12 protein-coding genes are annotated in these 14,901 nt (G+C 38.4%); 8 read left to right on the top strand and 4 right to left on the bottom strand.

Annotation, left to right across the window (positions count from 1 at the left end; all coding sequences use genetic code 11):
• Window positions 1–10: 10 nt before the first annotated feature.
• Window positions 11–1,153 (top strand): FAD-dependent oxidoreductase, encoded by a 1,143-nt coding sequence (locus tag B3E00_RS15285; protein ID WP_209575403.1) that lies wholly within the window; start codon window positions 11–13, stop codon window positions 1,151–1,153.
• Between the two features lie 3 nt (window positions 1,154–1,156).
• On the opposite strand, the gene B3E00_RS15280 is transcribed toward B3E00_RS15285, so the two are convergent.
• The 3 genes from B3E00_RS15280 to B3E00_RS15270 are packed head-to-tail and all read right to left on the bottom strand — an operon-like array spanning window position 1,157 to window position 4,140.
• Window positions 1,157–1,993: a glycosyltransferase family 2 protein gene (locus B3E00_RS15280; RefSeq protein WP_293939150.1), complete on the bottom strand. Its 837-nt coding sequence runs from the start codon at window positions 1,991–1,993 to the stop codon at window positions 1,157–1,159.
• A gap of 4 nt (window positions 1,994–1,997) precedes the next feature.
• Window positions 1,998–3,110, bottom strand: a complete 1,113-nt coding sequence (locus B3E00_RS15275; RefSeq protein WP_209575399.1) for a glycosyltransferase — start codon at window positions 3,108–3,110, stop codon at window positions 1,998–2,000.
• On the bottom strand, window positions 3,055–4,140 hold the full coding sequence (locus B3E00_RS15270) for a glycosyltransferase family 4 protein (protein ID WP_209575397.1): 1,086 nt from the start codon (window positions 4,138–4,140) through the stop codon (window positions 3,055–3,057). The genes B3E00_RS15275 and B3E00_RS15270 overlap by 56 nt, the downstream gene beginning before the upstream one ends.
• 428 nt (window positions 4,141–4,568) lie before the next feature.
• Here B3E00_RS15270 and B3E00_RS15265 point away from each other — a divergent pair, with 428 nt between their 5' ends.
• From B3E00_RS15265 to B3E00_RS15255, 3 genes are all read left to right on the top strand, one after another.
• A complete protein-coding gene (locus B3E00_RS15265; RefSeq protein ID WP_209575395.1) occupies window positions 4,569–5,426 on the top strand; it encodes a helix-turn-helix domain-containing protein in 858 nt (285 codons plus the stop codon).
• Between the two features lie 75 nt (window positions 5,427–5,501).
• Complete coding sequence (locus B3E00_RS15260; protein ID WP_209575394.1) at window positions 5,502–6,218, top strand: FAD-binding oxidoreductase; 717 nt, start codon at window positions 5,502–5,504, stop codon at window positions 6,216–6,218.
• Between the two features lie 205 nt (window positions 6,219–6,423).
• Complete coding sequence (locus tag B3E00_RS15255) at window positions 6,424–6,825, top strand: hypothetical protein (RefSeq protein ID WP_209575392.1); 402 nt, start codon at window positions 6,424–6,426, stop codon at window positions 6,823–6,825.
• A gap of 1,035 nt (window positions 6,826–7,860) precedes the next feature.
• Here the strand turns inward: B3E00_RS15255 and B3E00_RS15250 are convergent.
• Window positions 7,861–8,235, bottom strand: coding sequence for a winged helix-turn-helix transcriptional regulator (locus B3E00_RS15250; protein WP_209575391.1), 375 nt, complete (start codon window positions 8,233–8,235; stop codon window positions 7,861–7,863).
• 86 nt (window positions 8,236–8,321) lie between these two features.
• Here B3E00_RS15250 and B3E00_RS15245 point away from each other — a divergent pair, with 86 nt between their 5' ends.
• From B3E00_RS15245 to B3E00_RS15230, 4 genes are all read left to right on the top strand, one after another.
• A complete protein-coding gene (locus tag B3E00_RS15245; RefSeq protein ID WP_293880717.1) occupies window positions 8,322–8,870 on the top strand; it encodes an NAD(P)H-dependent oxidoreductase in 549 nt (182 codons plus the stop codon).
• 1,153 nt (window positions 8,871–10,023) lie between these two features.
• On the top strand, window positions 10,024–10,617 hold the full coding sequence (locus B3E00_RS15240) for an RNA polymerase sigma factor (RefSeq protein WP_293880713.1): 594 nt from the start codon (window positions 10,024–10,026) through the stop codon (window positions 10,615–10,617).
• A gap of 89 nt (window positions 10,618–10,706) precedes the next feature.
• On the top strand, window positions 10,707–11,789 hold the full coding sequence (locus B3E00_RS15235) for a FecR family protein (protein ID WP_293939145.1): 1,083 nt from the start codon (window positions 10,707–10,709) through the stop codon (window positions 11,787–11,789).
• A 67-nt stretch (window positions 11,790–11,856) separates the two neighbouring features.
• The gene (locus B3E00_RS15230; protein ID WP_293939144.1) at window positions 11,857–14,898 is read left to right on the top strand and encodes a SusC/RagA family TonB-linked outer membrane protein; all 3,042 of its coding nucleotides are present in this window, start codon (window positions 11,857–11,859) and stop codon (window positions 14,896–14,898) included.
• Window positions 14,899–14,901: the final 3 nt, after the last annotated feature.

The following is a 14,901-nucleotide window of genomic DNA, read 5'->3' as shown; positions in this document are numbered from 1 at the left end:
CGTACTTGATATGAGATTACAAGGTAAGAAAATTGCAGTCGTTGGTGGCGGTCCAGGTGGACTTACATTAGCTAAACTATTACAGCTAAAAGGCGCAGATGTAACAGTATATGAACGTGATGTAAATAAAGACGTTCGTCAACAGGGAGCAACACTAGACTTGCACGAAGAGAGTGGATTAGAAGCTCTTCGAAGAGCAGATTTGATGGAAGAATTTAAAAATAACTTCCGCCCAAATGCGGGGCGATTAAGGGTGCTAGACGATCAAGCCATCATAAGAATGGACGACCACAAGATTCAACATGGCTATCGGGAAGAGCGTCCCGAAATTGACCGTGCACCTTTGCGAGATATCTTAATAAGCTCTTTGAATGAAGAAACTATTGTTTGGGATAGCCAGTTTATTGCAATGGAGAAGCAAGATTATGGCTGGATTTTGTATTTCAATAACGGAAAATCTTTTTACGCTGACATTGTTGTAGCTGCTGATGGTGCAAACTCAAAAATCAGATCTTATATTACCGACATTCAGGCTGTGTATTCTGGTATTACCATTATTGAAGGTAATATCTACAACGCCGAAAAAAACGCACCGAAACTTTGGGAAATCACAAATGGCGGAAAAGTCTTTGCTTTTGGAAATGAACAATCCATTATTTTAAGTGCAAAGGGAGAGGGAAGTTTATCATTTTATACCGGTTGTAAAGTGTCCGAAAATTGGGTGCAGGACAGCGGTATTGACTTTAACGACAAACAACAGGTTTTTGAGTGGTTTAAAGTCGCTTTCTCCCCATGGAGTGAGCAATGGCAAGAGCTTTTTTCAACTAATGAAATTTGGTGTATCCCACGTCCACAATATCATTTTCCATTAGACCAAACTTGGCCAACATTACCTAACTTGACAATGCTTGGCGATGCAGCTCACCGTATGCCGCCATATGCCGGTGAGGGAGTAAACCAGGCGATGCAAGACGCTTTTGAATTAGCAGAAAATCTAACAAACGATAACTTTCTGGACATTCAAACTGCCATTGCACATTACGAAGAAAAAATGCAGGCAAGGTCGGCAGTGGTGACAGGAGATACTTTGAAAAATACTGAAATATTTCACGGTGAAAACGGGCTTATTAAATTGCTACATATGTTTAAATAGTTTTTACTCCGTTAGACTAGCCACAATTTCTTGTTTTGATGGTTCACGAAGGATGATAATCTTATTATTTTCGAAAATTATAAAGCCACTTTCATTAAATTTATTTAACCACCCCATCATGGGCCAGACTCCCCACTTTTGAAAAAATTGAGTAGCGTTGATGACAATGGATTTAAAGTGATTTAAAGGTGGCTTATAACTTGGGTGATATTGGTGAAACGCCAATGCGTCAATCGTGATATGAGCTATCCTTTTTTTTCTTGCGCTGAAGCCAAAATCCGTATCTTCAGCGCCATATCCAATATAGTTTTGATCGAATCCACCAATTTTATTGAAGGTCTCTTTGCTACACCCAAAATTGAGTGACCAGAAGAGTTCATAACTATATTGTTCTAAATCTTTCCTGACAGGATCGGGCCTGCTGTTTTTCATTAATTGCGACATCCAGTCTGGCTTATCTGCAAAGCCTTTTTTTAAATATCTAACCCTGCCGCTTAATAAAACATTCTTTTTATTCGAGTAGGGCAAATACTGTTCTATTAAATTTTGTGCAGGAATGCAGTCTACGTCTAAAAAGATATTAAATAAAGAACTGGAACTTTTTATAGCCATGTTTCTTGCTTCGCCCAAATTTAACCCCCCTTCTGTTTCCATTTCAACGGTGTTTATTGTAAAGGGATATTCATCATCTCTAAACGTGTATGCACGTTCATTAATAAACACGATCATTATTTCTACCGGTAGGATAGAATTTTTAGCGAGTCCGTTAAGCAAGTTTATTAGCGCATGGTGGCGTTTATGTACAATTGTTAATACGGAGATGGGAGCGGTAGAGCGCATATTTCTAATTTAATATCGTTTTAAATAGTTTTGAGTGCAGTTTCTTAAGCTGCTTTGCAATTTCAGAAGTTGCTTTTGGGTTCATTAATTTTTCCCACGCTTCGATCTTTAACTTTTTTGTGTTTTCGATGATATGTAACCAGTTTGCCTGATGTAAAGCTTTCTCTTCTATTACCATCGCTACTCCTGCATTTTCCAATAGTTGGGCCTTTATTTTTTGTTCTTCAAAAGGCCTTTCTGCAGGTATACAAATAATTTTTTTTCTTAAATCACCCAATTCCATTACGCAGTTATGCCCCGCATTGCTTATTACGATTCCGCAATTTTTAAGTATATGGTATGCATTTTTTGAATTGCCATAATAACTGACTCCATGAATAGCTTTATAATTTTGTATTGTACCTAATATATGTAATTTGGATGTTTCAGGTAGATCTCTCCTAATGTGGGCAATGAGCGGCCAATCGAAACATGTGCCACCCTGGCCAAAGAAAATGGCAATCTGATCTTCCGAACTCGAATGCTCTTCAATCGACATCCCGCTATACTTAGAGAATCCACCTGAATAAAATGTCTTTTGTGTAAAATCGTTTTCGATATCCTGCGCCATTGATTTTGCGTAGGGTGCCAGCAAAAGCGATGCGCTTTCATAAGCCAGCGAGTGCGGAACGTCAGACCGGTCACCATGTTGTCTTACAACTACGGTTGGTATCCCACAGAGACGTGCAAGTAATGCGATCTCGACAGACACATCAACGATAAGTAAGCAAAGGCTATTTTTTGCGAAAAAATTTATTATAAGATAGTTTCTATCCACTATGCCCTTCACATTAAGAGGGGCATAATGTAAAAAATTCAACTCACTACTCGTCCAATCCCAATCGCTATCAATAGGCGTATCAAATGGCAATTCGATTGTTAGGATATCTTTCGGTATTAGATCTTTATGAGTTGCTAATGAACTACCGAAAAAGACCACTTCGTTATGGGGAAGTTGCGCTGCTATGGCTAAGGCTCTAGTCAAATGACCTGCCCCGTGGTGGTGGATATAAAAGGCGTACTTATAAGGCATATTTACTTTCGCAATTTTCGATGACTTGGGCAAATATGTTTTCATAGGAAGATACCATCTCATTAATATCCAATGCTAATTCAGCATGCGCTCGACATGCTTTTCGACTAAGCTGCGCCGCATCGTTTATGCATTTTGCCAATTCAATCACCGAACAAGACGCGGTAAGACATCCAGTTTCGTTATTTACAATCTTTGGTAGCGCTCCTCTAGCGAAACCCGCAACTGGCGTTCCGCATGCTAAACTTTCAGCGACAACCAAACCGAAAGGTTCTTCCCAACAAGGCGTAATAACACTTACTGCTGCATTTCCGATGAGTTTATTAAGTTCTTCGTGTGTACAGTGCTCTACCCATTCCACGCCTTCATCTAGAAGCGGCTTAACAAAAGTTTCAAAATAATGTTTGTCAGCAACCGAACCTGCTATCTTAATACGCCTTCCGGCCAATTTTGCTGCTGCAATTGCAAAATGGGTTCCTTTATCGGGATGGATTCTTCCAAACCATAATACATAATTTCCAGCATTATTAGCTGTAAATATCCATTTATCCAGATCAATACCATTCTGTATGACCTTGCATTCGGCTATATAGGGCTCCCACGAAGACGCATTCGTTTCTGACACAGATACATATGTTAGTTTTTTGTAGCGGTTTGCTGCTAAAATAGCCCTTTTCATCTCAAAAATGGGAGGAGTATGCAATACGGTTACCATCGGCGTTTGTGTAAGAGTAGCCATTGTAATGGGTACATAATTTAAGCTATTGTTAAACACCACATCAAAATCATATTGGTCTATCTCTTGCATCAGTTCCAAATAAGCGTGATGCGTAGAGATAAAATCCTCACTTAATTCGTGAGAGCGAAATCTGCTTAATGTTTCCATATCATAATCTACATCGCTAAGAATAGAATGTACATTTAGATTAGGATCCGAATGCTCACTAGCAAACAAGGTAACCTCATGTCCCCTTTGTAATAAAAGTTTAGTTACTTCGTATGTAAAGGCTTCCAGCCCGCCCATAAATGGTTTGCGGATGGGATGTTTTAAATGAGCAAGCACTGCTATTTTCATAATATATTGAATGTATATATGCTGGCAACGTAACCATGCTGATTAGAACACAGCCAAGTGAAATTCGTTCACCACTATCTAAAATTATTTTTCTGGACTATTCAGGGCCAGCTGCTTATATAGTCAATATTGCGATGCGATATAGATTTGTCCATAATATAGTTTAGTCGAGTTGTCAGATCACTATTTTTTATTTCGAAAATTAAAAACGAAAAGTGCTAGCTGTTGTTATATCCTTAAGTTTTTAAAGTAGCTTAAACATTTAACAATTAAGCCTTGAGTTCCCGTCTCGAGGCTTTTTTACTCTTAAGGTATTTTACATTAATTTTATGTGAGATTGTCATATCTATTGCCGTTAATAAATATCGCTGTTGAACTTCTTGTAGACATTTATTTTTACATTTGTATTTAATAATAGTTTAAAATCTATGAGCAAACGGACAGCATCTATTCCTATCAGAACTTGGGGCGGAGATTTTGGTGATGGCATAGCTGTCGTTAATATGGCATCGGAAATTCCCGGAAGTAAAGAGTTCAATCATGCACATCGACACGATTATCACCTTTTCGTATTGCAGGAAAGTGGTACCTCGCATACCGAAATTGATTTTAAGCAATATTTGATAGATCAGCCTACTATTATATATCAATCGCCAAATCAGGTGCACAGAGCCTTGAAAGTTAGAGAATTAAGTGGTTTTATAATGACAATATCCAATGAAAACTTACATGCGGATTATTTAAAATTATTGCACAGAAATACACCTGTCGAGCCATTAACTTTATCCTCAAAGATAGATTTAGCTATTATACAAGAAGCTTTTTCTTTATGTAAAAAGCTATTCGATCGAAGAGATGACAAACTATACCATCTACAGGTAAAAGACAGTTGCAATGCATTAGTTGGCCTATTTATGTCGCAATTCCTCAAACAGACAAAACCAGCGGAGAAACTCTCGCGTTTTGAAATAGTTCATAAGGCATTTATGGGCTTACTGGAGCAAAATTTTGTGAGCATGAGGCGTCCCGCGGACTATGCCGCAGCATTAAACATCTCGGTTGCTTATCTGAATGAGTGCGTGAAGAATGCAACAGGTTTATCCGTTTCATATCATATACAACAACGCATTATTTTAGAGGCAAAGCGTCTGCTTTATCACTCAGATAGATCGGTAAAGGAGGTTGCGATTGAATTAGGCTACGATGATTATTCCTATTTTTCACGACTATTTACACAAGTTGTAGGATTTACCGCTTTGACATTTCGTAGAAAAAACCGCGATTAATCCAATACTTACTCTTTTCCGTTCTTTTTTATATGATCAAATCTAGTGTACTTTGCTTAAACAAAATATAATATTATGCCAAGTGCACCAAAATGGTTATTTGATACTTTAGAGTTCTTAACGCCCAAGCTACCTTTGATCGAAGTTGTCGAAACGGTCTTTTTATCAAAATCCGTTAAGAAGATTTGTTTTAAAGGTGATTTAAAAGACATACAATTCGCGATCGGTTCCTTTATCGACTTTAGGGTGAACGATACAGAAGCGCGAAGATATTCAGTTTCTTATTCAGATACTGAAAAGGGGCTGTTTGAATTCATCATTTATTTGAATGGTAAAGGTTGCGGAAGTAGTTTTATGGCTAATGTAAAAGTTGGCGACAAAATAGTTATGTATAAGCCGAGAGGGATAAGTAGGTATTATAATAAAATAGCGCGAAGCTTTGTGATTTTTGGCGATGAAACGTCATTAGCACTTGCTATTTCTTTTCTTCCGGTTTTAAAGGAGAACAAACAACAATTTCTGTTCATTTTTGAATTAGACGAAGAGAATAAAGACGTTCCAAAATTATTGGGCTTGGAAAACTGCCTTATATTTCCCAAAAACTTTTTGTTCAGTAAAGAGGATTGGCTAAGCAGAACGACGATAATTAATAGCTCGGATTGGCACGATGCTAGCTTTGTGTTGACAGGGAACGTAAATTCGGCTCAAATGTTTAGAAAAATCATTAAAGAGAAATCAAATGGTAACATTTATTTACACGGCTATTGGCTAGAAGGTAAAAAGGGATTATAGCATTAGCACTTTAAAATTATGTCCAAGTCGTTTGAGTTTTATTGCTAATTCAGAACCATCGGACCAAAAAGATGGAAGAATATCGGTATTAATTGTAATTTTATATATCAAATATTTTTAAATGGCAATTCTTTACCAATATCTTCTTTTTTTACCTTTTTCAAAGACGTTTTATTTCTGTCAATATTTTTGCTAAAAACAATTTGTGGTAGACAGTAATGCTATCGCGACCCAATTCGTTGATCGGCTACTTTCTGAAAGCAACTATATGGCATCGGTGTTGGGAATTCCTCGGTCAGATGCATCGCAGCTTTCCATTGTTGATAAAGTGAAAAAGGCCATGAAAGACAATCAAGATTGGTTTATGGAAACAATGAAGGAATTAAAATCTGGGAAGCCAATGCCATATCATAAAAATCTTAGTATTCGCGAAGATGATTATGTCGCTTTTATGCAGTTTACAAAATCTATCAAAATCAACAAAGTAAATTCTATAGCGCTTAAGATCATTCACAGTGATAATATTATACATTTCGAACCTAAAGATTTAGCTGATTATTTAAAATATGTAGTTATCCATTTAAATAACCATACGAGCATGGTTTGAATATCATATCAATATCTAGAATGATCATTATGAATCTGAAATTTAACCGAAACAACATTTCAAGTAATTATAATGTAAATTGTTTTCTCTTATTTTTACCAATCCTAATTTGGAATGTATGTTTAGGTGGACAATTACCCCAAAATTACCAACCAGAAGTATTTTCAAAAGCTACTCCAAGCTTTTTAATTTATGGTGAAAATATATCGAAATTCATACTTTTTGCTATTTCATTCCTTATGCCGCTTAGGATACGCTCCAAAAAACAGAAAATTGGGTTTTATATATATATCTTCGGTTTACTGCTCTATTTTTTATCCTGGATTTTATTGATTAGTTTTCCGGACGACTGGTGGAGTACAAGTTTTATTGGTTTTTCTGCACCCGCTTTTACTCCTGCTATATGGCTTTTGGGAATCTCTTTCATTGGTAGTTCCTTTTACCTTCACATACCTTTCCATCGCTTTACATTTATCCTTTTCTCTACCGTATTTTTATTTTTTCATATCGCCCATACAGTTATAGTGTTTCATGCAATAGGATAGATTAGCCTTTAAGTATATCTCCGGGTTTTATTCATTTGTCATATTTCACCGCAGTGTTTTTTGGCTTTGGCGATGGGCCACTACCTCAAGATATTCTGCCAATGTTTTTAAATAGGGCTTTATCATTTACTTCGCCGATCCGGTTAACCAATCTATGCCGACCATACGATCACCTCTCCCGCTGTGCATCGGTTTACCAATTATACCTAGAGCGATTGTATTGACTCAAATATTTTGGCTACCGAATTCAGTAGCTAATCGTACTGTATGTGCATGGATAGCACCTTTACTCGCAGCAGGCGCAGTTGCGGCGCTCTTTATTTACATATTGAGAGGAGATTTCTATTTTCTATGCAACAAAAATGTAATTTCGAATATGGAAGGATTGTTTGGCAGCATGGCGCTATTGAGCCCCAAGAAAAGGATACCGATATAGTGAAGATGTTATAAAATTAGCTTACAATTTAGGGGCGATGCAAAAGTATAGTTGTTATGAAACTTTTATAAACTCACCATTTTCACTTACTACTTCGTTACCCCATTTTGTAATGGCTTCCAAAACTGGAAGAAGGCTTTTTCCTAAATCGGATAGGTTGTAAATTGTCATTAAAGGAGGCTTTTCTCCATATACCCTCTTTGTGACTAAACCATCTTTTTCCAATTTCTTTAATTGCAGACTCAATGTCATTTCCGTAATTGTAGGCATTTCTTTCCGAAGCTCATTATACCTTTTTGGCATATCTTTTAAATGATACAGGATAACGGCTTTCCATTTTCCACCCATCAAATCCATTGTTAGACTGACTGTACAAGGGTAACTTTTCCCTTTAAGTGTCACGTAATCGCTGGTACATTCTGTTTTCATGCTACATTTATTTCGACCTATCTATCTTGATAGTTATTGCAAATGCAATTTACTTAAAATAGTTTTGCTACTAAAATAATTATAGTATGTCATTAGTGATTTTAGCACACCCCAATTATGATAAATCTTTTGCTAACAAAACGATTATCGACGAGCTAAAGAGCAATAACATGAATATTGAAATCAGGAATATCTATGAGTTATATCCTGATTATGATATTGATGTAAAAGAAGAACAGAAAGCTCTTTTACGCCATAGGAACATTATTTTTCAATATCCTTTTTATTGGTACAATATGCCGGCCATTTTAAAGCACTGGTTTGATAGGGTATTTGAGTATCAATTTGCTTATGGTTCAAAAGGAGATAAACTAAAGGACAAAAATTTTATCCCGAGTTTTACAGTAGGTTCATCACAAAGAAGCTACACCGCTTTGGGCTTTCAGCATTTTCGTGTGTATGAATTTTGTAAAAACCTTGAGCAGACAGCTTACCATACCCAAATGAATTACATTGAGCCGATTTATTTTCATGGTACTTCGCTAGCTGCGGGCTACACTGAGGAAGAAATAAGAGCCAATGCAAGACTGCACGCAAAAAAATTGATTCAAACGTTGGCAGAGTTGGAACGATAGTGATGCGTTATTGACTCTTTTACGCGGGCAGTTTTTTTAACCATCTGGATTCTTTATCAAGAGTTGACCATTTTTCGATCTTAGATGGTGTATATTATGGTAATAATGTTGTAAATTTCTGACCTTGTAAATAAACACTAAAAGTAATCGAATGGGAAAATTATCGGATTTAAGAGAACAGTTAAATCTCACACGGGAAGAACTTTCGTAAAAATCAGGCATTTCCATAAGAACCATACAACGCATTTAATCGGGACAGAAACCAAAAGGCTTTACACTGAAAGCTCTTGCTACTACATTGGGCGTAGAGAGAAGTTTTTTTGATGAAAGCAATGCAGCGGAATCCCTAGATCCAGATGAGCTCAAATGGAATAAAATAGTGAATATGTTGGCATTGCCCGGCAGTTTTTTGCCTCCGCTCAATGTGCTGTTACCCTGGGCCATTATGTATCTTAAAAAGCAAAATAATCGTGTCAATAAGAAACTGGTTTCGATCCAAATTTGCTGGACTTTAGTCGCGCTGTTTCTATTTGTTATTGTCCTGATTTTAAACGACTGATTGGACGTAAAAAGCCAATTCACTATGTTGATTCCTATCCTATGGTTAATGCTAAATACCGTTGTTATTACCCGTAACGCAATGATCAAGATTTTACCTCTTTAGATGGGCGTTGGGATCGATTACAACCCCTGACTATTATCAATGGGCGAAAGATCATCCGTCTGAATGCAGTCATAGCTGAAACGGAATTTCGCGACATACTGACTAATGCCGCGGACCCTTCAAAGCCCAATGGAAGATCTAGCCTGTTCGGGAACCAAATTTTAAACCACTTCAACTGTATCCTGGATAACCGAAATGGAATGTTGTATTTACAGCCCAATGGTAAGATAGCCGAGCCTTTTTTCAATTTTAAAAGCTATCAGGAAGAAATGATAAAGAAGAATAAAAAGTAGTCTGCTACCAAAAAGAAATAAAATAGCAAAATCAACAATCCTCTTATAATCAAACGCAGGCTTGGGGCTAAACTCACTTCATAGCAAATAATCTGGAGGGACTATAAAATTTTATTTAGTTTACCAATGATTTTGATTTAGTAAATTTATCACTATATTGAGTTCTTCGTTCGTACCAATTATAAGAATTTGCCAAATGAAATCTCCTAAAGAACATGCTGCACTGGAAAAACTTAAAAATGGAGACCTAAATTCGTTTAATGAAATCTATTTCCATTATTCGCCAAAGATCTATATTAGATTGATCAAATTGGTGAAAAATCAAACTATTGCAGAAGAAATCTTACAGGAAGTATTTACTAAAATATGGCTCCAACGTGAAAAGATTGACCCTAATAAGGGGTTTGTCTCATTTCTCAATCATATTTCGGATAATTTGGCCATGGATTTTTTTCGAAAAGTGCAAAGAGACAAGGCGCTTCAATTGGAAATATGGGCTTCGGCAATAGAACTCTATTATCATACCGAGGAAAAACTGTTTTTCAAAGATAAACAGCAAATGTTGACCAATGCAATCGACTCTCTGAGCCCCAAACGAAAGGAGATTCTGTTGCTCAATAAATTTGAAGACAAAAGTTATAAGGAAATTGCCGATTTATTGGGGATTTCAGTCTCTACAGTGAGTAATCAACTCGTGAGCGCACTCAAAGATATCAAAGAATATATTCAAAAAAATTACCGAGATGAGTATATAATCAGTCTTTTTGCCGCCTTTTTATTTAAGCTATAAAAAAAAATCAAAATGCAATAGTGTGATTCTCTTTGCCAAACGTATAGAGTAACAAATACAGCAATGTATTGAACTAATTATAGAAAATTTTGAAAGAGCAATCCTTTAAAGATCAATTGTTGGCGTATATCCACAACCGTTTGGATGCGCAGTATTATGAGTCATTTTTTGACGAAATGGCGGAGATAGATACTGCAATACTGGAATTGTGGATCACTGAGATACTGGATCAGGATGAAGAACAAGTATTGCAACATATTCCCTTACCAGATCTAAGCCTAGTTCATCGGAAAGTGCTCGATCATATCTATGCCGTAGATCCACCCAAGCCTAAGCTAATCCTGAGAGTAAGCCCGTGGTCCTGGGCTTCATGTGCAGCCGTGTTAATCTGTGTACTGTCGGTTCTCTTTTTGAAAAATTTTTCAACTTCAACAAAAGAACAGGTCATCTGGTATGAAAATAAAAATGCTTACACGATCAATGTTCAGCTTCCTGATAGCACTACTGTTATACTCTATCCACATGCAAAAATCGGATTTGAATATAATGGACAAGGCCACCGGGATGTAAGGCAAGTGCAAGGGCGAGTTATTTATAACGTACACAAAAACAAAAATGCGCCTTTTCAAGTCAATTACAGCGGATATTTGACCACCGCCTTAGGGACAATATTTAGCGTAGACCCCAAGGATGCCGATCATGTACTGATAAAACTAATGGAGGGCAAAATCTCTGTCGGATCAGTTACAGCGGATAGCCGCAATCTAATATACCTCAAACCAAAAGAGGAAGTATTAGTTAACTTAAAACTGCAGCAGATGATTAAGTATTCGGAGCCTGAATTGACAAAATCTCAGCCTGCTCGTGTAGATAAGGAGTTAAGAAAACTCATTCGACATTTAACCGCCAATGTCGAATGGACCAATCAGTCTGTCAAATTTAACCAAACCAAAAACGTTCAACTCTTAAGAGTAATCGAAAGCCTTTATGATGTTTCAATTGTATGCGATAATCCTGATTTGCTCAATAGTTCATTTACAGGAAGTTTAAATAGCAAAGAATCGCTAGCCAATTTTTTGACCAGCTTCTGTCAATTGAACGGTTGTACATTCCAAGTGAACAATGGTATTGTCAACATCAGTAATTCGGGAAGAAAGGAGGACGTACAGTAGGAGAGAGTCAACCCAACGCGGAAAAATAAACCAATATATAAATCAGAATAACCAACTGTAAACAATTATGAAGCATATTCTAATCAAATTAATGCTCGTGGGATTGCTATTTCCATACTTTTCTGTAGGATTTGCGCAATCAAACCTGAAAGTAAATGGTAAAGTAGTAGACAACGAAGGTAATACATTACCCGGTGCAACTATTGATCTTGTCCACGAGAGGAGCAGTAAAAAGCTCCATTTTGTGGCCGATAACAATGGATTGTTTGTTTTAACGCCACTTGTAGCTGGCGAAAATTATACGATCTATGCACACCATCTCGGCTACGATACCGATTCTGTTAAGCATTTTGTCGCAACGGCAACCAGCAAAAACACAGTGCTTATCCGTCTGAAATCACGCACCGGAATAATAGACGAAGTTGTTGTCGTCGGTTATGGCGTTCAGAAAAAGGTCAATTTGACGGGCGCTGTTTCCGCCGTATCGGGTGAAGATCTGAATAATAGACCCGCTGGGCAAACCTCGTCGGCCCTTCAGGGCATGGCCTCGGGAGTAACCGTGACGCAGCGTTCTGGTAAGCCAGGGTCGGACGGTGCGGATATCCGTATTCGCGGTATCGGTACACTTGGCAACGCCGCGCCTTTAGTACTTATTGATGGGATTGAAGGCTCCATCAATAATATCGACCCCAATTTAATTGAGAATATCTCCATATTAAAAGATGCCGCATCTGCATCGATTTATGGCTCGAGAGCTGCCAATGGTGTCATCTTGGTCACGACAAAAAGGGGAAGTTCTGATAAGGTCGCTATTGCCTACAATAATTATTTCGGCTGGCAGTCTGCAACCAATATGCCCAAAATCGTCAATGCCCTAGATCATATGCTGCTGACTAATGAAGCTTATACCAATGTTGGTGCGAGCCCATTATATCCAGAGGATATCATTGCCGCTTATCGTAGTCAGGGCAATGGCAGTTCGGACGAGTATCCCAATACTGATTGGCAAAAGGAATCCTTGCAGGGGAATGGATTTCAGCAAAGCCATTTTCTGACAGTCAATGCTGGCACAAACAAAGTAAAAATGCTGACTTCGGTCGGTTATTTCGACCAGAAAGGTTTGACACTAAATAGTTCGTTTAAGCGCTATACCATCCGCAACAATGTAGATGTTAAATTCTCAGATCAGCTCGCTGTTAAATTTGACTTTCAATACGTCAATCCGATCGTCACCTCACCGGCAGCGAGCATCGAGGAACTTTTTCAGTGGATGAGCAGTATTCCTGCCAATCAATCCTTCAGAAATTCCAATGGTACCTGGGGACTGGGCTGGAATGGTAACAATCCCGTCTCGGCCGCGGCTGATGGTGGTGTTGCTACCAACAAAAGTCCATTTGGCAGTATCAACGCATCATTGATCTACAGACCTAAAGAATGGTTGACCGCCGAGGTCAATTATGCACCTAAATATGCGACGCAGGTAAATAAGAATTTCCGAAAAGCAGTACAGTCCTATTTTCCAGATGGTACGCCGAGTTTCTCGGTCCCTGTGCGGACAGCACTTACGCAATACAATAGCCAAGAACTTTTTAATAATATGCGTGCGACCCTTACGCTAAACAAAGATTTTGGTCTACATCAGTTGAAAGCATTGATTGGTGGTTCGCGGGAAGACTACAAGATCGATTACTCCCAGGGTTTTAGAGACACCTATGTTCTCCCTGACTATGAAGTGCTCAATGCAGGGTCGGCACTGAATCAATCAGCTACAGGCAGTGCCTCCGAGTGGGCGTTACAATCTTTATTTTCTCGGATCAATTACGTTTTCAAAGATCGTTATCTTTTGGAACTCAATGCACGCTACGATGGTTCGTCTAGGTTTGCCAAAGGTAATCGCTATGGCTTTTTTCCGTCGGCGTCTGCAGGATGGCGTTTTTCTGAGGAGCAGTTTCTAACAGCATCCAAGGGCTGGCTTACGGAGGGAAAAATCAGGGCATCATGGGGTAAACTAGGAAATCAGAATATCGGTACCTATCCAGCCGTGGCATCTCTAAACCTGGGTTCTTATACATTGGGCAATGGCATCGTCAATACGGCAGCGCTAAATGATATGTCCAATCCTAATATTACATGGGAGTCTACCGAAGAGAAAAATATCGGAATTGATCTTACCTTATTTAAGCGATGGACTATTACCGCAGATCTATACAACAGAAAAACCAGTGATATATTATTACAGCTGGACATCCCGCTCATCATCGGTTTGAATAAGCCTTATCAAAATGCAGGCGTCGTCGAGAATAAAGGGTGGGAGCTTTCCATGGGCTATCGAAGCGATCCAGCTAAGGACTTTAAATATAATTTTACATTCAACCTCTCTGATGTCAAAAACAAAGTGCTGGATATGCGGGGAATCAATCAGACTGGTCTAACGGTCAATCGGGAAGGCTATCCCATTAATTCGATCTTTGGCTATGTTTCGGAAGGCTTTTTCCAGACTGCCGACGAAGTGAAAGCACATGCCACACAGTTTGGTACCCTGGCGCCGGGTGACCTCAAATACCGTGATCAAAATGACGATGGCGTAGTTAACGAATCCGATAAGGTCATTATCGGGAGTACCATTCCAAGATATACCTATTCGCTCAACTCCAATTTTAGTTTCAAAGGGTTCGACCTCAGTTTTCTATTGCAGGGGGTGGGGAAAGCCGATGGCTACCTCTACGGGGCCGGTATACAGCCTTTTACAACAACGGGAGCAATTGGCGGAACGATCCGTGAGGACAATAAAGACCGATGGACGCCTGACAATACTGCGGCTAAATATCCGCGGCTCGCATTCGGACAGAATAACAACCAGCAGTCCTCCCAATTCTGGATGAAAAATGCCGCCTATCTTCGCCTGAAAAATTTACAGTTCGGTTATACCTTTCAGGCTGAGCTGCTAAAGTCCATCGGACTGAATAAACTTCGGGTATTTGTTAATGGTTCAAACTTATTCAGCGTAGATAAATTTTGGGACGGTTATGACGTCGAAGCGCCAGTAGGTTATGGCAACTTTTACCCACAGGTAAAAGTGTATTCTTTTGGATTGGATATTACATTATAAACT

It is taken from the genome of Sphingobacterium sp. UBA5996 (assembly GCF_002429765.1).
In the GTDB taxonomy this organism is placed as follows: domain Bacteria; phylum Bacteroidota; class Bacteroidia; order Sphingobacteriales; family Sphingobacteriaceae; genus Sphingobacterium.
Note: the sequence above shows the minus strand (reverse complement) of the source record. Positions and strands in the feature narration are given on the sequence as shown.